The sequence below is a fragment of the Petrimonas mucosa genome, assembly GCF_900095795.1.
In the GTDB taxonomy this organism is placed as follows: domain Bacteria; phylum Bacteroidota; class Bacteroidia; order Bacteroidales; family Dysgonomonadaceae; genus Petrimonas; species Petrimonas mucosa.
Map to the genome: position 1 here is coordinate 3,474,706 of NZ_LT608328.1, position 18,514 is coordinate 3,493,219.

At 46.0% G+C, this 18,514-nt stretch carries 15 protein-coding genes; all 15 read left to right on the forward strand.

Annotated features, from left to right (window positions below):
* The first annotated feature begins 6 nt into the window (after positions 1-6).
* The 15 genes from ING2E5A_RS13895 to ING2E5A_RS13965 all read left to right on the forward strand — a co-directional run bounded on the left by ING2E5A_RS13895 (position 7) and on the right by ING2E5A_RS13965 (position 18,514).
* Complete coding sequence (locus ING2E5A_RS13895) at positions 7-1,116, forward strand: prolyl oligopeptidase family serine peptidase (protein ID WP_394332608.1); 1,110 nt, start codon at positions 7-9, stop codon at positions 1,114-1,116.
* 51 nt (positions 1,117-1,167) lie between these two features.
* On the forward strand, positions 1,168-2,055 hold the full coding sequence (locus ING2E5A_RS13900) for a sialate O-acetylesterase (protein WP_154670095.1): 888 nt from the start codon (positions 1,168-1,170) through the stop codon (positions 2,053-2,055).
* Positions 2,056-2,269: 214 nt separating this feature from the next.
* Positions 2,270-3,454 (forward strand): M20 metallopeptidase family protein, encoded by a 1,185-nt coding sequence (locus ING2E5A_RS13905; RefSeq protein WP_071137921.1) that lies wholly within the window; start codon positions 2,270-2,272, stop codon positions 3,452-3,454.
* A 4-nt stretch (positions 3,455-3,458) separates the two neighbouring features.
* The gene (locus tag ING2E5A_RS13910) at positions 3,459-4,781 is read left to right on the forward strand and encodes an enolase C-terminal domain-like protein (protein WP_071137922.1); all 1,323 of its coding nucleotides are present in this window, start codon (positions 3,459-3,461) and stop codon (positions 4,779-4,781) included.
* A 96-nt stretch (positions 4,782-4,877) separates the two neighbouring features.
* Positions 4,878-6,107: an IS4 family transposase gene (locus ING2E5A_RS13915; RefSeq protein ID WP_071135906.1), complete on the forward strand. Its 1,230-nt coding sequence runs from the start codon at positions 4,878-4,880 to the stop codon at positions 6,105-6,107.
* A 143-nt stretch (positions 6,108-6,250) separates the two neighbouring features.
* Positions 6,251-7,672 carry a Gfo/Idh/MocA family oxidoreductase gene (locus ING2E5A_RS13920; protein WP_083373366.1) on the forward strand — a complete coding sequence of 474 codons (1,422 nt, stop codon included), beginning with the start codon at positions 6,251-6,253 and terminating at the stop codon, positions 7,670-7,672.
* Between the two features lie 151 nt (positions 7,673-7,823).
* Positions 7,824-8,570: a 3-keto-disaccharide hydrolase gene (locus ING2E5A_RS13925; RefSeq protein ID WP_083373367.1), complete on the forward strand. Its 747-nt coding sequence runs from the start codon at positions 7,824-7,826 to the stop codon at positions 8,568-8,570.
* 164 nt (positions 8,571-8,734) lie between these two features.
* Positions 8,735-9,691, forward strand: coding sequence for a DUF4886 domain-containing protein (locus ING2E5A_RS13930; RefSeq protein ID WP_231960397.1), 957 nt, complete (start codon positions 8,735-8,737; stop codon positions 9,689-9,691).
* A 37-nt stretch (positions 9,692-9,728) separates the two neighbouring features.
* Positions 9,729-13,220 carry an alpha/beta fold hydrolase gene (locus ING2E5A_RS13935; RefSeq protein WP_071137925.1) on the forward strand — a complete coding sequence of 1,164 codons (3,492 nt, stop codon included), beginning with the start codon at positions 9,729-9,731 and terminating at the stop codon, positions 13,218-13,220.
* 183 nt (positions 13,221-13,403) lie between these two features.
* Positions 13,404-14,618: an IS4 family transposase gene (locus ING2E5A_RS13940; protein ID WP_071136342.1), complete on the forward strand. Its 1,215-nt coding sequence runs from the start codon at positions 13,404-13,406 to the stop codon at positions 14,616-14,618.
* A gap of 122 nt (positions 14,619-14,740) precedes the next feature.
* Positions 14,741-15,256, forward strand: coding sequence for an alkaline phosphatase (locus ING2E5A_RS13945; RefSeq protein WP_231960398.1), 516 nt, complete (start codon positions 14,741-14,743; stop codon positions 15,254-15,256).
* Positions 15,257-15,310: 54 nt separating this feature from the next.
* On the forward strand, positions 15,311-15,670 hold the full coding sequence (tnpA, locus tag ING2E5A_RS13950; RefSeq protein WP_071137927.1) for an IS66 family insertion sequence element accessory protein TnpA: 360 nt from the start codon (positions 15,311-15,313) through the stop codon (positions 15,668-15,670).
* 3 nt (positions 15,671-15,673) lie between these two features.
* Positions 15,674-16,024 (forward strand): IS66 family insertion sequence element accessory protein TnpB, encoded by a 351-nt coding sequence (gene tnpB / locus ING2E5A_RS13955; protein ID WP_071137928.1) that lies wholly within the window; start codon positions 15,674-15,676, stop codon positions 16,022-16,024.
* A gap of 81 nt (positions 16,025-16,105) precedes the next feature.
* Complete coding sequence (tnpC, locus tag ING2E5A_RS13960; RefSeq protein ID WP_071137929.1) at positions 16,106-17,755, forward strand: IS66 family transposase; 1,650 nt, start codon at positions 16,106-16,108, stop codon at positions 17,753-17,755.
* 84 nt (positions 17,756-17,839) lie between these two features.
* Positions 17,840-18,514 carry an alkaline phosphatase gene (locus ING2E5A_RS13965; protein ID WP_394332609.1) on the forward strand — a complete coding sequence of 225 codons (675 nt, stop codon included), beginning with the start codon at positions 17,840-17,842 and terminating at the stop codon, positions 18,512-18,514.

The following is an 18,514-nucleotide window of genomic DNA, read 5'->3' on the forward strand; positions in this document are numbered from 1 at the left end:
GTTTGCCTGTTTATTGTAGAACATGCAATTAGTCAATCGTACTATCACGAATATAGGAGGAAAAGCAACGCCTGGAGTAACCTATCCTCCTGTTTTAAACCTCCGGAACATCTAGAAGATCAACTGGGTGATTACCGATCTCCACTTATGTTTTATGATGGGCAAACCGTGGAAACGAAGGAAGATTGGACAAAACGTCGTGATGAAATTCGCTCACGGTGGATGAATATGATGGGCGAATGGCCTTCGATACTAGAAGAGCAGGAGTTTGATATTGTTGATGAAGAGAAGATAGAATCTTTTACGCGTTATAGAGTGCGATTTTATTGGACTCCAAATGAACAGACCGAAGGTTACTTATTTGTACCTGACAAAGAAGGAGAGAAGCCGGCTGTAATTTCCGTGTTTTATGAGCCTGAAACCGCCGCTGGAATAGGAGGGAAACCATACAGGGACTTTGCATATCAATTAGCCAGAAGAGGATTCGTTACATTATCATTGGGTACTTCGGAAACGACAAAAAACAGGACCTACTCTATGTACTATCCTACCAGAGAAGATGCAGACATTCAACCTTTATCCCTATTGGCATATGCTGCCTCGAATGCCTTAGAAGCATTGGCAAAAATGGACGATGTTAACGCGGATAAAATCGGTATAGTGGGACATTCTTACGGTGGGAAATGGGCCATGTTTGCATCCTGCCTATACGATAAGTTCGCCGCTGCGGCATGGAGCGATCCGGGCATCGTATTCGACGAAACCAAGGGATCGGCGGTTAACTACTGGGAACCGTGGTACCTGGGCTACTACCCTCCTCCCTGGGAAAAAATATGGAGCAAAACCGGAGAGCAAGCCAAAGGACTCTATCCGAGATTGCGTGAGGAAGGATTCGACCTGCACGAATTACACGCGCTTATGGCACCACGTCCTTTTTTGGTCTCAGGCGGCTCATCTGATCCTATTGAAAGGTGGATTCCACTGAACCACACCATCGCGGTCAACAATCTACTAGGATATACCCAGCGGGTTGCCATGAGTAATAGAGCGGAACATAGCCCCGATGCGCATTCAAATGAAATTATCTATTCATTTTTTGAATGGTTTTTGAAATAATATGCCTTTAGAATCTCGATTGAACCTTACCAACTCAAAAATATAAATTTTATGGACCGAAGAGATTTTCTGAAAAATGCAAGCATAGCGGGAATGATCACGATAATCCCGAGTCATGCCGTGTTAGGATTATATAAAATGAAACCAGTAAATTTTCTACTACTTGTTTTGGTTCTCTTTTTAGGATCTTGTAAGGCGCTGGCTACGGCCGAAAAAACGCCGGATCCTGATTTTCATCTATACTTATTGGTCGGGCAATCAAACATGGCCGGCAGGGGAGCGATCGACTCACTCTCTTTCCCTGACAATCCGCGGATATTGATGCTAACCGAAGAGAATGAATGGGTAGTAGCAAAAGATCCTCTCCATTTCGACAAGCCTAACATCGCCGGAGTTGGGCCGGGTTTAGCGTTTGCCCAAGAGATGATGAGATCCGAAAAAGACAAGAAGGTTCGAATAGGATTGATCCCTTGCGCTGTAGGCGGAACGAGCATCGATATGTGGCAGCCGGGAAAAGATGCTTACAATGGCCAATATTACCCGTACGACGACGCGATCGCAAGACTTCATGCAGCAATGAAATCAGGGGTTGTAAAAGGGATAGTATGGCACCAGGGAGAGGGTGACAGTAACCAAGAAAAAGCAGCAGTTTATATCGAAAAACTTGAGGAATTAATCGACCGATTTCGGAACGAGTGTGCCAACCCAAATATTCCATTCGTGGCCGGGGAGCTAGGCCATTACAGAGACAATTATATGTTAATCAACCGTGAATTAAAAAAATTGCCGGACCTAATTCCACACACGGCTATTGCCACGGCAGGAGACTTAAATCACAATGGCGATGGCACACATTTAGATAGTGAATCTGCCAGAGAATTAGGCGAAAGGATGGCTATTGAAATGAAACAGCAATTATTAAACCCGCACTACAAATGAAAACGAAAAAGCGGTATAATTGGCTTCAACTTCAAAGGATCTATCTCGGGCATTCACGAAATACTGCGTCGACAGGGATTAATGGATGGAGTATGGTGTTTGAATCCAAATGAACGTCTATCGCCGGGTCAAACCGAGGAACTAGACCGGGTAACGGCTCAATATAAACAGTGGACGGATGACGAGTACGTGAAAGAATTCATTTTATCAGATAATGGAACTGCATGATAAAATAAAAATGATGGCATCCGAGATAAAGGATGATGTGATCGCGATAAGACGGGAATTGCATAAAAACCCGGAACTTTCATTCAAAGAGTACCGCACATCGGCATTCATCAAAGCATCTTTGGACGAATTGGGTATCCCCTGGGTGTCTATCGCAAACACGGGTGTGCTGGCTACCATCGAAAACCAACCGGATAGTGGTGAAATCATCGCGTTGCGTGCCGATATCGATGCGCTCCCGATTCAGGAAGAGACGGGTTTCGAGTTCCAATCCATCAATCCTGGAGTGATGCATGCTTGTGGGCATGATGTTCACACCGCCTCTCTTTTGGGTGTTGCACGAATATTACAGCTATTAAAAAGCGAATTTAAAGGGACCGTCAAACTGATTTTTCAACCCGGGGAAGAGATTCTGCCCGGGGGTGCTACTAAACTCATAAAAGAAGGGGCATTATCCAACCCGAAGGTACAGACAATTATCGGACAGCATGTGATGCCTTCGTTAACAAGCGGAAAAGTAGCGATCCGTAAAGGAAAAATGATGGCCTCGATGGATGAAATCCGAATTACGGTGAAAGGAAAAGGAGGGCACGGAGCTCAGCCCCATGAAAATCGGGATCCTGTTATCGCTGCATCTATGATGATCGTCGCCCTTCAGCAGGTAATAAGTAGGCATAGCGATCCGAGGATTCCCTCGGTTCTTTCCTTTGGAAAAGTCATCGTGAACGGTGCTATTAATATTATCCCCGATTCGGTACATGTGGAGGGAACCTTCCGAACCTTCGATGAATCGTGGCGAGATAGGGCCCATGGAATTATAAAAAACATGGCTTCTTCTATAGTTTCCGGGCTTAATTGTTCGTGCGAAGTGGATATCAAAAAAGGGTATCCGTCGCTTTATAACAACGAGAAACTGACCGATGCTATCCACTCTTTTATGAAAGAATACGCCGGACCGCAAAATGTATTAGAAGCGGATATATGGATGGCATCCGATGATTTCGCGTATTACTCTCAACAGGTTGATGCGTGTTATTACATGCTTGGAACGGGATTCGAGGATAAAACCAATGGGAGCCTGCATACTTCAACCTTGGAGATTAATGAAGAGGCTCTTGAGTTCGGGATGGGGCTGATGGCTTACCTTGCCATGAGAAACTTACTACAATAACGCTATGACTAACAACGCTCTTCACTCATTAAAGGGAACGATTAAGATTGAATCAGTTGATTCACAATTTGAAAGAGAGCCTCTGCTAAGTCCTTTTGGCTTTAAGGGAGGTTGTTTGTCGGAGTTATGGCAATCCGTCAGTTACTTGAAGAGCGAAAATGGACACCATTCCATCGGCTTAGGGACGCAGAGTGTGTTGTGGTCCGATGAAAATGTGTTTTCATCGAGTTCAGAAGCGGGTGGAAATGCAAGTATGTATGCATTAACGGAACGAGCCCTTCAATTACTCCGAGGCCTTTCATTCTCCTCTCCCATGGATATTATTGATCCCTTGTTCGAGGAGATATATCGATATGGAGAAGTCATCACTAATAGCCCAAATTTACGAAAAACGTTTGCCTTAAACTCCTTGGTGTCTATCGACAATGCTCTTTGGCTACTTTACGCGAAAGAAAATGGAATCACCACTTTCGATGAATTAATCCCGACAGAATACGCCTCTACTTTCTCAGAAAAACACGAAAAGCTGGCAGCTATCCCACTCATTTCATACAATGTAACTCCTGAAAAACTTAGGGAAGAAGTGGAGAGGGGCTATTTCTTCATGAAAATTAAGATAGGTCAATCCGGAAGCCAGCAAGTGATGTTAGAAAAAGACAAACAGCGGTTATTGGAAATACACTCGGTTTTGAAGAATATTCAAACTCCCTATACCCAAAATGGAAAATTGCCCTACTATTTCGATGCAAACGGCAGATACGAAACAAAAGAGTTACTGAATCAGTTTTTGGATTACGCTGAAGAGATAGGTGCATTTGACCAGATCGTGGTTATAGAGGAGCCTTTTCCTGAACAACTGGAAATGGATGTGTCGGATATACCGGTTCGTCTGGCCGCGGACGAGAGCGCGCACACGGAACAAGATACCCTCGAGCGAATTCAGATGGGGTACGGTGCGATTGCACTAAAGCCCATTGCCAAAACCTTGAGCATGACCCTGAAAATAGCTAAAGCGGCTAACGACCGGAATATTCCATGTTTTTGTGCTGATCTAACAGTGAATCCTGTGTTGCTGGAATGGAACAAAAACATCGCGGCACGTCTTCATTCTTTCCCGGGATTGGAAAAATTGGGCTTAATCGAAAGTAATGGGCACCAAAACTATGTGAACTGGAAAAAGATGCAACAATATTACCCGAGGCATCAAGCTCCCTGGGTAGAAGTAAACGAAGGATTTTACAATACCGGCAAAGAGTATTTCAAGACAGGCGGGGGCATATTCGACCCCATTCCTCATTACGAGGCAATGTTTAATAAACAGTACTGACCGACTAAAAAATAAGGCGCAAAAAAGATAGGGACTTAACCGAAGTCTCGTCCCTAAGTTGTAAATTTGGATTGTCTAAAAACTAAATTTCCAACCATGGGCAAAGATAAGTCAAAAAATTTAGTCGGTCAGCCACTGTTCAAACAAATTGTGAAAATGTTGCCAAAAGATGAATTTGATCTCTTGGTGTCGAAGTGCGGGAGCGACCGTTACTATAAAACATTTTTTTCTTGGGAACAGCTTATAGTGATGCTCTTCGGCATCTTTTCACGTTGCGATTCCATGGGGGAAGTCTGTGACGGGATGCGGGCATTGGGTGGGAAGCTGAATTACCTTGGTATGGACGTGGCTCCTGCAAAGAGCACGGCGGGCGACGCTTTGCGTGATCGTGATGAAGAACTTTTCAGGCTATATTATTTTGCCCTGATATCCTATTTTCGTCCGCTTTTATCGGTCAGCCGAAAAAAAGACGTCAGTTTCGATGAGTTTTACGCTTTCGATTCCACCACGATGACCCTTTTTTCACAAGTGATGCAAGGGGTGGGACGCAACCCCAAGGGTGAAGGCAAGAAAAAAGGAGGCATGAAAGTACACATGCTGACCGACGTGCACACGGAGACGGCCGTTTTTGCCAAGATCAGCGAGGCAAAAATGCATGACAAGAAGTTCCTGGCACATTTAAATCCCGGAAGGGGTAGCATGTTGGTCTTTGACAAGGCATATAATTACTACCTGCAATTTGCTGAATGGACACTACAGGGCGTGAATTTTGTTTGTCGCTTGAAGGATAATGCCAAAGTGCAGGTGCAGGAGGTTTTGTTTGAAAGGACGCTCTCCAAAGAAGAGTTCGGCGTTTACAAGGTCGAACACATCCATTTGGATTACAAACAAGATAAGCAGGTAAAAACGGTTTGTTTGCGATTGGTTCATTATAAAGATGAGCAGAAACGAAAATATAAGTTCATAACCAACAATTGGTCGATAACGCCCCAAGAGGTTGCTTTGATTTACAAGTATCGCTGGACTATCGAGCTATCGTTCAAAAAATTGAAACAGAACTTTCAACTGCATTTTTTCTATTCGGATACGGAGAATGGTATAAAAACGCAGGTTTGGTGCACGTTGATCGCACATTTGTTGCTTCAAGTCATCCAGGTGGTGAATGAAAGCAAGAAAGCGTTCTCAACTATTGCAGCTTTGATAAGGATACACCTGATAAGTCATTTGGAGTTGGCTTGGGTGGTGACCGAAGGCAGAAAGGCATACACTAAACGGGGAAAAAGACGGAACAAAAGTCCCACGGCCATACAAATGTCGTTGTTTTAAAGGGGGTAGGTTTTATGAAAACAAAAAATGAAATTATAACAATATAGATATCTGATAATTATAAAAAGGGATCGGCAAAACGCAGGTTTTGTCGGTTAATAGTGTTTAATAAATAAGCATCACATCAAAATGAAGTATAAAAAATGAAAGAAAAAACAACGCGAAGGGATTTTCTAAAAAAATCAACGATGGCTGCAGCTGGTTTATCTGTTACAGGGGTAGCGCACAATTCAGTAGCCGCACCAATTATAGACACTAAAAAAAGAGTTATCGGTGCAAACGATAAGGTTCGTGTAGGTTTTATCGGTGTCGGTAACCGGGGGACACAACTCTTGCATCTGTTTATGGAGCAACCGGACTGTGAGGTAGCAGCTCTGTGCGATGTGTATGAGCCCTATGTAACTCGCGATTATTCAGCCGTACACGAGCGTTACAAGAAAGACATGGGTTCTCGCATACCTAAAATGGGTGAGAACTTTCCAAAAAGCGTTCAACAATTCTCCGATTATAGGAAGATGCTCGAAGACAAAAGCATCGATGCGGTATGTATCAGCACCCCTGATCATTGGCACGCGCTTCAAACAATCGATGCAATTGACGCGGGTAAGGACGTATTCGTGGAAAAGCCATTATCTAAAACGATAGCGGAAGGACGACGAATGGTTGAAGTGGGCAATAGCAGTAGGCAAATTGTTACCGTAGGACTGAATAGACGTGGAGCACCCACCTTTCAAAAACTGGCGAAAGAAATTCCAGCCGGAAAAATTGGTAAAATCACGTTCGCTTCAGCATGTCACGTGAGTAACATGTTTCCGAACGGGATTGGAAAATTACAACCCGAGACTCCACCGGCTAATTTCGACTGGGATATGTGGTTGGGACCGAGGGCGTATAGGCCATACCAGTACAATATTGCCCCTTACATGTTCCGCTGGTGGGAAGATTATGCAAACCAAATTTCAAACAATGGCGTGCATTACTTAGACTTATTACGTTGGTTACTGAATGAAGAAGCACCCATTGCAATCAGTGCACACGGTGGCAAATACGTTGTAGACGATGACCGCACCATACCCGATACAATGCACGTAACCTACGAATTTAAATCCGGTGTAATTGTTTCCCTCAGCATACTCGAGGCAAGCACCGGCAGTTTCATCCCGCATGGTTTTTTAGAATTCAGAGGAACCAAAGGGACCCTACACGCGGGCGAAAATGATTATAAGGTCACTCCTACCCGTGCCGGACAATTTCAGACGTGGAAGCCTCAGATCGAACCGGAGGATTACTCACTCGACAAAGTCGATACGCTTCTAATTGATGGAAGTTATAAAAACAGCGCGTCGAGCTTAATCCGTAACTTCTTAGATTGTGTTAAGTCACGCGAGCAACCTTGGGCAACTTTGGAAATTGGACACCGTTCCACCACTATGGCTCATTTAGGCACGATTGCCATGATGACTCGTGAACGACTTGAGTGGGATGCTGTAAACGAACGATTTACTAACTCGGATATCGCCAACAAGTATTTATCGTATGAATACCGCAAGCCTTGGAAATTGTAAACTTAATTTCACTTCTTAATGTATGAGCGATAAACATCGTTTTATCTGCCGTTTTTTGTATTTTTGTTTTATTTGCAATATTTCATTCTTGGAGTGATCCTTTATGGGTTTGGAATACTACATACGATAATAATTTAGATAAGTTTTTAATATGAAAACAATTCATCTGTTTTTTTTCAGCGCGATGATTAGCTGCTTTTGCCTACAAGTGACTGCAAAAGAGAGTTACAAGAGTCCTATCGCGGGGAATGAAGATTTAATGGCCAGGAGCCAATGGCAACCACTTTTCAAAACGGCCAAAGACACTGTGCATTGGACAAGCATACGCGACACTCCCTTCCCGAACGAAGGCTGGGTGGTTAAAAAGAAAGAACTGGTACTACTCCCGGGGCGAAAAGGAGGAGATATTATCACGAAAAGAAAATACAGGGATTTTGAATTTACATTGGAGTTTAAAATGACCCGACTGGTTAACTCCGGGGTAAAATATTTTGTGAACCAAATCGAAAACAACCAGAATGGAAGAATGGAGTGGATCGGGTTCGAGTACCAGATAATCGATGATTTCCATCAGGACGAGATTCAAGGTTTTGACGATGAAAAAGGTTCTACAGCCGCGCTCTACCTGCTTTACGCGCCCAACGAAAATAAAAAACTAAAGCCACTGGGGAAATGGAACTCGTTGAAAATTAAAGTCGAAGGAAATAAAGTCGAGCACTGGCTAAATGGAGAGTTGGTAGTAATCATGGATATCGATTCACAAGATTTTAAGGATCGAGTAGAGGAGACGAAATTCAGGAATTACGACGACTTCGGCAAAAAACGAGAGGGGCATATCCTCCTACAGGACCATGGAGATCAAGTTCATTACAGGAATATCATGATTAAAGAGCTATAACGGAAACAACCACGATGATCAGATAAAATCGCTGTGCTAAGGGTTATCCAAGAAAAAGAAGGGTGAAGCACTGTGGAAGCAGGGTGAAGCACTGTGGAAGAATGATGAAGCTATAAGGAAGAATGATGAAGGATAATGAAGTTATGAGAAAGAATGATAAAGCTATGAAAAAGATCGGTAAAGCCATGATAAAGAATGGTTTAATCTTCGGGGTATTAATTATTCTGACTACCCTCAATGCTTGGTCGCAGGATACAATACGAGTACTCGCTATTGGCAACAGTTTTTCGGTCGACGCGGTAGAAAACAATTTATTTGAGCTGGGACAAGAACAAGGGGTCACCTTTATCATCGGTAACTTATATATCGGAGGCTGTTCGCTTGAGAGGCATTGGGAGAACGCGCAGAACAACAAGGCCGACTATTCGTATCGTAAGATCGATAGCGAGGGGAAAAAAAACACCTCTCCTAATGCAACCCTTATTCAGGGCATAACGGACGAAGAGTGGGATTACATCACTTTTCAGCAAAATAGCCCAAACTCGGGATTCATCGACACCTATTTCCCCTATTTGGCTCAATTAACGGCTTTCACGAAAAAACAGACGAGTAATCCGCGCGTTAAATTCGCATTCCACCAGACTTGGGCATACGCGAATGATTCAAACCATTCAGGATTTCCACGGTACAATAGCGATCAGGCACAAATGTATCACGCGATCGTGAAAACATCACGGGAGGCCGCTCGCGAAGTTGGCATCGAAAGAATCATCCCCGCGGGAACCGCTATCCAAAACGGGCGATCGAGCTTTATCGGAGATCGTTTTTGCCGTGACGGGTATCACCTGAGCTTAGACTTGGGACGTTACACTGCTGCCTGTACTTGGTTCGAATTTCTTACCGGTAAATCGGTGGTGGGTAACCCCTTTTCCCCACGCACGATTACACCTCTTGAGGCCACCACCGTTCAGCGAGCGGCTCACGAAGCGGTGCTAAACCCATTTGAAATAACGTCTATCGATTTAGAGAATGAGCTGGCCTCATCGGGTCTGGCTTCATCGGATATTATTGAAAGAAACTCCGAATTAAGCTCCCTAGAATGCCAGGAGCAAAGCTTATAGAGCAGATATTATTGAAAGAAACTCCGAATTAAGCTGGATGCTTTCCGTTTTACCACCCGATAGAACAAACTACGGGAGGGTCTCCTTCCTCGACAAGACGTTTAATGACTGGCTAAGGCGAACAGGCGAACTGCCGCCAGACTTCGACGAGATGCCTTCCATCCCGTTTCTTCCGAATCCCCTGATAATAGACGAAGGGGGCAGCAACAAGCCGGTGAAATCGATGAATCAATGGAATTCAAAGAAAGAGTGGATGAGGGAACAGCTCGCTCGATACATCACCGGAACAACTCCTCCCCCACCCGACGACCTCCAGGCTAAAATACTGGAAGAGCGGAAAGATGGGGAAGTAACGCTCCGGATCGTTGAATTGTCGTTCGGGCCGGATCAAAAAGCGACCCTCACGCTCGAGTTAATGATTCCTCCCGGGGAAGGGCCCTTCCCGGTATTCCTCACCAATTGGAATCACCGCGAGTGGGCACAAATAGCCGTCAGAAGAGGATATATCGGTTGCCTGTACGCGGGTGCCGACACCAAGGACGACACGGAGGTGTACTCCGAAATATGGGCAGGTCAGTACGATTTCACACGATTAATGAGAAGGGCTTACGGGGCTTCAAGGGCGGTAGATTATCTATTCACGTTGCCCTACGTGGATAGGGATAAAATCGGTATCACCGGTCACTCCAGGAACGGCAAAACATCGTTGATGGCAGCAGCTTTCGACGATCGAATAGGAGCTTGCATCCCCAGTAGCGGGGGTACGGGAGCCGAGGTGCCCTGGCGATACAACGCGCATAAATACGACGTGGAAGATATCGCCCTTTTGGCTTGCGCTCAACCCGCTTGGCTGCATCCTCGCCTGCGCTTTTTTATAGGGAGGGAACATAAGCTGCCGGTGGATCAAAACTCCTTCATGTCATTAATCGCTCCCCGGGGATTGATGCTGAGCACGGCCGTAACGGAATCAGCAAGTAATATATTTGGCATAGAACAAGCCTATCACTCTACCAAAAACGTGTATGAGTTCTTGGACGCGGAAGAGAATATCGCGATTGCTTCCCGATACGGCTTGCATGGCGTGAACGCGAATGATATCGAGGGATACGTTGATTTTTTCGACTTCGTCTTTCACCGAACCGATCGAGCCCCTGAAAACCGGTTGTTCTATAATTACACCTTTGATGAATGGCGTGCGTCTAATGGCGATGACGTGAACCCGCTCGACCACGAGAGAACGGTGATTAACCTGGATACTTACACGAGCAGCGGGCAGCAATGGAAAGAAGGCAAACAGACCGTTATAGAAAACCTACAATGGCTGTTGGGCGAAGAACCAGCCGGTGTTACGAATCCGGGTCCCGGGCGATTAGATAAAGGAGGCGCGGGGGAAAATCGCTTCGGATCATTCCTGACACGCCCTCGCGAAACAGGCTCGATGAAAGTCATGGCCATTACTCCCTACAATGGCTTTGGCGACAACCTATTCGGCTACCTCTATTACCCGGCGGACGAGTCAGGAAAACCGGTAAATAAAAATCTCCCGGTGGTCATTTACCTCCACGAGTATGATTACTCCAAAGGTTTTTCCTCGATGAGTTTCGACCATGAAATTCAATCGGTTTTCGAGAACATCACGAAAAGAGGATATGTCGTGTTCGCGTTCGATATGATCGGCTTTGGAAACCGACTGGAGGAAGGGCTTCACTTTTATGACCGATACCCCCGCTGGTCGAAAATGGGGAAAATGGTAGCCGACACGAAAGCAGCCGTCGACGCGCTAACTCATCTCGACTTCGTGGATGGCTCCAAGATAGTGGTTTCCGGGTATTCACTCGGGGGAACGGTGGCGTTACTATCTGCCGCGCTCGACGAAAGAATCGCGGGAGTAGTATCGGTAGCGGGTTTTACCCCCATGCGAACGAACACGCTGGATCGAGGAACCGAAGGAATCATGTCCTACTCTCATCTGCACGGCCTGATCCCCAAGCTGGGCTTTTTCGTGGGGCATGAGAATCAAATCCCGGTGGACTTCGAGGAGATAATCGCGTCGATAGCTCCCCGTCCCGCCTTGCTAATTGCTCCAGAACGAGATAAAGATGCTCACCCGGGTGACATCCGCGATCTCGTGGAGAAGGTAAAAAAAGTGTATGAACTCCACGACGCGTCTGAAAATCACGTTCAACTATTCATGCCGGACGATTACAATCGATTTTCCACGGTTTCACGCCAAAAGATGTACAGCTGGCTGGAGAAGTTGCCTGACCTCCCGGTGGTGACCTCGATGGATGAGCCTGACACGGGAAAAGCGCTTGCTGAAGATGCTGCTTGGTGCTGGTTTTCAGATCCAAGGGCGGTGTATCACCACGGAGAAAAAGAAGCCGTTTATTTTGGCTACATCAACTCCAAGGGGGATGTAAAGACCCAATCGCTCGATTTAAAATCGAATGAAACCCATGAGTTCACGTTGCACGAAAAGCTGCAAATCGACGACCACAATGTCCCCGCCATCGTACTCCTCCCCGATGGTAAACTCCTGGCATTTTACTGCGAACACAACGGCAACATATTCATGAGGAAGAGCAAGAACCCCGAAGATATTCGCGCGTGGGAAGAGGAGGTGATTTTACTTCAGAAAGACGCGAAAAACCAATACTGCTACGTCAATCCTGTTATGCTAAGCGAGGAGGATAACCGCATCTATCTTTTTGGCCGAAACGTGGTGCGCAACGATAAAGGAACCTATACCGATACCCGCACCTACTGCATTTATAGCGACGACCTTGGCGAAACATGGAGCAAAGAGTTAAATATACTGGACAACCTCGGGTTAAACAGTCGCCAGTACTTTAAAGTGGCGACCGACGATCGATCGAGAATCGATTTTTTATTCACGAACGGGCACCCCTCGCAGCAGGAGAATGTATCGGTGCATCACATGTATTACGAGAATGGTAATTTCATGCAAACCGATGGTAGCTATATCGCGTCGTTCGAGAAAGATAAGCCGGTGGGGATCGATCAAATAAATAAAATTCACGATGCCGAAAAAGAGTCCGTACGCGCGTGGATCTGGGACATCGTGCTTGATAAGGAAAACAAGCCGGTAATCACCTACACTTTGTACCCTTCCCCAACAACCCACCTCTACTATCATGCCCGATGGGATGGTAGCAAATGGATAAAAAACGAAATTGTGGATGCAGGGAAATACATCACGATTTTGAGGGAGAACGACAAGCTACGCGAACCTCACTATTCAGGGGGACTCGTGTTGGATTACAACAATCCGAACACGATTTTTCTATCCCGGGAAATAAATGGCACGTTCGAAATCGAAAAAAGGACCATAAACTTTCGAGGCGATCAAACGATAACACCCATTACCTCGAGCTCCAAAGCGGATAATTTAAGGCCCTACTTGGTAGCAAAAAAGGAGAAGGGCCCTTCTCTTTTATTATGGATGGAAGGCCATTACTATCATTACACCAATTTCAACACCAATATCAGGCTAAAAGTCGACGAATAACCGCCCAAAAGGTATCATATTGTAAGATTTTTTTGTAATTTTACAGCTAAAATTATTTCCTGTTACTATTTAAAATCACTGTTGTCCGATAAAACTTTTTTCTGAAGAAGTACGAGGGCAAATCTGAGTTTGCCCATCGTACTAATAATTGTAGCTTTGTATTTAGCACAAAACAAGACTACAATGAACAAAAGTACTTATTTTTTCGGACAATCGGTTTTCGGACAGCTCATATCTATGATAGATTCAGGAATCATCGCTCGAAACAGCAAACGCCACAAGGCTGATCATTACGTGAAACGTTTCATGGCCAAGGATCACCTCATAAGCATGTTATTTTGTGTTTTCGCCAAATGCTCCTCCCTGCGAGAGGTGGCGGGCGCAATGCTCGGTCTTTCAGGCAAGACCAGGCATTTCCAACTCGGCCACATACCCTACAGGAGCACATTGTCGGACGCCAACAAGCGCCGGAGTGTTGATTTCTTCTCGGGCGTGTATCACGATTTGCTCCGCGAGTATCAACACGTGATCTCGGACACCCGGTTCAAGGCCGTGTTGAACAAGCAGGTCGAGATCTTCGACAGCACGGTCATCAGCTTGTTTCAGGACATCCTGAAGTGCGTCGGCAGAACACCCTCTAACGGTAAACGCAAAGGGGGGATCAAGGTGCACACCGTCATCAATGTGGACGAGCCCGTTCCCAAGATGGTATGGTTCACGTCCGCCGCCACGCACGACCACGCGCTGTTGAAGAAACTCAGCCCCGACGACAACACCATTTACGTCTTCGACAAGGGATACAACGACTACAAGGCCTTCAAGCTGTTCGGCAAGAAGGGGGCCGGCTTCGTCACCCGCATCAAGGACGACGCCGTTTACAAGGTGGAACAAGAGCTTCACGTTGAAGAATGTATTCATAGCGGCGTGCTGGAGGACACCATCATAGAGGTGACCGTCAAGGAGGACGATGGGCAGGGCAAGCTGATGTTGCGCAAGGTGGTGTTCTACGACAGGGTGTTGAAACGCAAGTTCGAGTTCCTCACCAACCTGTTCGACCTTCGTCCCGACATGATAGCCGCCCTTTACAAGATTAGATGGCAAATTGAATTGCTGTTCAGGCAGTTAAAAGGTAACTTCCCCTTGAAGTACTTCCTCGGGGACAACGAGAACGCGATAAAAACACAGATATATTGCGCCTTGATCGTGAACCTCTTGCTCACGGTTGTTCAAAAGCGGTTGAAACGGCGCTGGGCATTCTCGAACCTGGTATCATTTTGCAGGATACACCTGTTCAATTACTTGCATTTGATGAGATTTTTAGAAAATCCGGAACGAGACTGGCAACGGGATGACAAGAATTTAGGGATGCTCACCCTTTTCAGGGGGGCTTACTTTTGAGAATAATAGAAAACTAAAAAAACATGTCTGATAATATGACGGTTGGAAGTCAAGCAAAATTAAAATCAGTTTTTATCGGACGGCAATGATTTAAAATAAACTAGGTGATAGCCTATAGAATTATGATGAAAAAAATCAATCTTTTCACCGCACTTTTGTGTGCTTTAGTTATCGTTACTACCCCCTCGTTTTCACAAGAGGCCAAAGACAGCATTAAAACTTACCCGGGTGGGGAGGCTCACAGCGTTAAAACCTACCCCCATGATTTCACGTGTGATCGACCCAAAAACGTGATTCTTTTCATCGGTGATGGCATGGGAGTTGCCCAAGTGTATGCCGGGCTTACGGCTAACAAGGGCAATCTGTTCCTTGAAAACTTCAAACATATTGGATTCACGAAAACATATTCTGCAAACCGTTATATAACCGACTCCGCTGCTGCTGCCACCGCGATCGCCACCGGTCAAAAAACCGACAATGGAGTTATAGGCATGGATCCGGATCAACAATCGGTAAAAAATATCACGGAAAGTGCTTCCAAACGAGGAATCGCCGCGGGTATAGTCGCCACATCCTCCATCACGCACGCTACCCCGGGTGCATTCGTGGCACACCAACGCAATGTAAGCATTCGGTAAACCCCGTCCTATTTTAACTTCTGATCCTTGCTATATTTGCCCGCAAAAAATAATATGTGGACATTAAAGCAGTTTGAGGAGATTTTTGATCGTTACCAGGCCAGCGGGCTTCGGATAAAAGAGTTCTGTCGGAATGAGTCGATCGTGGAATCCAAGTTTTATTACTGGCAGAAGAGATTGCGAGAGCATTACTACAGGACAGGGCGTGAGTCTGGTTTCGTTCCGATCGTCTTTACCGGCTCCAATCCATCGCCGGTAAGCAAAGATGTTGTCCATCATCAACCGATTCCGGTGCATGTTGACCCCACCCCGGGAAATGTTCTCGAAATAGTCTATCCCAATGGAGTAAAAGTGCGTGTTCCAAAGGGGACTGATCCAACACAGCTGCGTTCATTAATCCTCCTGACCCAATAAGCCATGTTCAATCTGAACGCCTCGATGCGTTACTGGCTTTACCCGTTTCCAACGGACATGCGAAAAGGGTTCTATACTTTAAGTGGGTTGGTCACTGAGGGGATGGGACAGGATGTACGCAGCGGTGACGTATTCATCTTTCTGAACCGTCACTGCACAAGCATGAAAGCATTACACATGGAACATGGTGGACTGGTGATCTATTACATGAAACTTGAGAAAGGCAATTTCGCACTGCCCCCGCTTGATGAAAAAGGCAAAACTCACCCCTTTTCCTGGCAAAAACTAATGCTGATGGTACAGGGTATTGACGCTGAAAAATGTCACTATAAAAAACGTTGGAAAAGCTCATAAACAGACGGTTTTAGTCATCTTTTCTCTTGCGTATATTACTCCTTTTTTGTATCTTTACTCTCGTAATCTGACAGGAAAAAGATGCAAGAAAACAAAGAAAATCCGAACGAGCTTCTCGAACTCCTTTTGGAGAAATGCGACCGTTTATACCAGGAGAACATGCTCCTGAAGGGTAAACTGGAAGATCGCACGGATGTTGATGCATTAAAATCCTCTTACGAGAAAACCCTGTCCGAGAAGGATACCAGGATCGTCGACCTGGAAAAGCAGGTAGCTTATCTCAGGCGCCGCATATGGGGTAAATCCAGCGAGCGTTATATCCAGGCAGATCCACAGCAACGACGAATAGACTTTGACGGCCTTGACCTGTTGCCCGGGGAAATAGAGCTTGCAGAGGCAGCCAGGGAAGAGATAGAAGCCTTCAGGGAAAGACGCGTGAAGGAGCGGGTGAAACGAAAACCGGTTCGCAAGCCTTTACCCGAAGACCTACCTCGTATTGAGGAGCACCTTTACCCCGCTGAAATTAGTGACAACAAGGATGCATGGACCGAGCTGGAGCCCGAGATCACCGAAGTGCTGGAGTATGAACCCGGGAAATGCTATGTCAGGAAGATTGTCCGTCATAAATATGTTTTAAAAAACAAGCCATCACAGGAGTCTGGAGAGGAGCCTTCTCCCATTGTTACGGCATCCCTGCCGACAAGATACCGGCCTATCGCACGCAGCTATGCCGGAGCCTCACTTTTGGCGGAGCTGATGATAAACAAGTATGTAAATCATCTCCCTTTTTACCGCCAGATACAGATGATGAAGCAGATGGGTGCCAATCTGCCACCACCCACGGTCAATGATTGGTTCAAAGATACGGCCGATTTACTAAGACCGCTTTATTATCGTCTCAAGGAGCTCGTTCTTGCCACCGATTACATCCAGGTGGACGAGACAACCGTGCCCGTGATCAATAACGAGAAGCATAAAACCGTCAATGGATACATGTGGATGGTGCGTTCCGTCATGGACTCACAGCTCTTCTTCCATTATGACCATGGTTCAAGGGCCCAGAATGTTGCCTTGTCCCTGTTGAAAGACTTCAGTGGTGCCATGCAGACGGACGGGTACGGCGTGTACAAGATCTACGAGCAGAAACTGGGCGTACTGCCCCTTGGATGTTGGGCCCATGCCAGAAGGAAGTTTGAAGAGTCATTGAAAAATGACAGGTCCAGGGCCGAATATGCCCTTGAGCAGATCGGCCTTCTCTACGAGGTGGAAAGGGAAGCCGATGATAAGAAACTCTCTTGCCAGGAGAGGGCGAATCTCAGGGAGAGTCATGCTTACCCCATCATGGTTGCCTTTGAAAAGTGGCTGGTGCGTGAATATGAAAAGGTTCTGCCCAAGAGCCCGATAGGAAAGGCGATAAAGTACACTTATGACATCTACCACCGTTTGACACGTTACCACCTGGATGGCAGATACCGCATTGACAATAATCTCGCCGAAAACAGCCTGAGAGGCCTGGCCCTGGGAAGAAAGAATTACCTTTTTTGCGGTAACCATGATGCTGCCGAGGATGCTGCAGTCATGTATTCATTGCTGGGGTGCTGCAAGGCTGCCGATGTGAACTTCCGTGACTGGATGGTTTATGTGCTGAGTCGTATCCACGACTATGACGAAGACTACACCAGAGATCTTGCAGAACTGCTCCCGGGCAACTACTCCAGGAGAAACCCCTAAAAACTCCACATCGACTCCGAATGTTTTGGAGGTTTTTGAAAGTCCACTTTCTTAGACCAGGAAATCATAGAATCAAATACGGACATCACCGAATGCTTACAACGCAATAGAAGTCAAGAAGAGGAGATCGCGCTGGATTTTCTGGCCTCCGGTATTGACGTTTTTATAGGGGGAGGAGTCGATTTTTTCACCAAACGGGAGGACGGGCGCGATTTAATCAACGAATTCACTCGCCAAGGATACGCCGTTAAACAGGACTTGGAAGAGATCCGCTCGTTTGAAGGCTCCAAACTGCTTGGACTCACCGCACCGAGAGCCAATGGTAGGCTAAGCGATCGCGGCGACATGCTTCCCATTTCAACGGAAACGGCTATCAACGTATTAAAGCAAAACGAAAAAGGCTTCTTCCTAATGGTTGAAGGTTCGTTTATCGATTCAGGAGGGCATGCCAATAACACGATCCAAATCGTGGAAGAGGTGTTGGATCTGGATCGTGCGATCGGGAAAGCACTCGATTTTGCAGCAAAAGATGGCCAAACATTAATCGTTGTAGCGTCGGATCACGAAACAGGAGGCATGACAATTAACGGGGGCTCGTTTGAAAGCGGCATGGTAAAAGGGGAATTTACAACAGGTGGCCACACCGGTGTCATGACCCCCATTTTCGCGTACGGGCCAGGGGCTTCGGAATTCGGGGGAATTATGGAAAATACAGACATCCACGCGAAAATCTATAAATTACTTTTCGGAGAAAAATAA

Coding starts and splice junctions, on each gene's coding strand:
- ING2E5A_RS13900 (WP_154670095.1), top strand. CDS start 1,168: ATGGACCGAAGAGATTTTCTGAAAAATGCAAGCATAGCGGGAATGATC.
- ING2E5A_RS13905 (WP_071137921.1), top strand. CDS start 2,270: ATGGAACTGCATGATAAAATAAAAATGATGGCATCCGAGATAAAGGAT.
- ING2E5A_RS13910 (WP_071137922.1), top strand. CDS start 3,459: ATGACTAACAACGCTCTTCACTCATTAAAGGGAACGATTAAGATTGAA.
- ING2E5A_RS13915 (WP_071135906.1), top strand. CDS start 4,878: ATGGGCAAAGATAAGTCAAAAAATTTAGTCGGTCAGCCACTGTTCAAA.
- ING2E5A_RS13920 (WP_083373366.1), top strand. CDS start 6,251: ATGAAAGAAAAAACAACGCGAAGGGATTTTCTAAAAAAATCAACGATG.
- ING2E5A_RS13925 (WP_083373367.1), top strand. CDS start 7,824: ATGAAAACAATTCATCTGTTTTTTTTCAGCGCGATGATTAGCTGCTTT.
- ING2E5A_RS13930 (WP_231960397.1), top strand. CDS start 8,735: ATGAAAAAGATCGGTAAAGCCATGATAAAGAATGGTTTAATCTTCGGG.
- ING2E5A_RS13935 (WP_071137925.1), top strand. CDS start 9,729: ATGCTTTCCGTTTTACCACCCGATAGAACAAACTACGGGAGGGTCTCC.
- ING2E5A_RS13940 (WP_071136342.1), top strand. CDS start 13,404: ATGAACAAAAGTACTTATTTTTTCGGACAATCGGTTTTCGGACAGCTC.
- ING2E5A_RS13945 (WP_231960398.1), top strand. CDS start 14,741: ATGATGAAAAAAATCAATCTTTTCACCGCACTTTTGTGTGCTTTAGTT.
- tnpA (WP_071137927.1), top strand. CDS start 15,311: ATGTGGACATTAAAGCAGTTTGAGGAGATTTTTGATCGTTACCAGGCC.
- tnpB (WP_071137928.1), top strand. CDS start 15,674: ATGTTCAATCTGAACGCCTCGATGCGTTACTGGCTTTACCCGTTTCCA.
- tnpC (WP_071137929.1), top strand. CDS start 16,106: ATGCAAGAAAACAAAGAAAATCCGAACGAGCTTCTCGAACTCCTTTTG.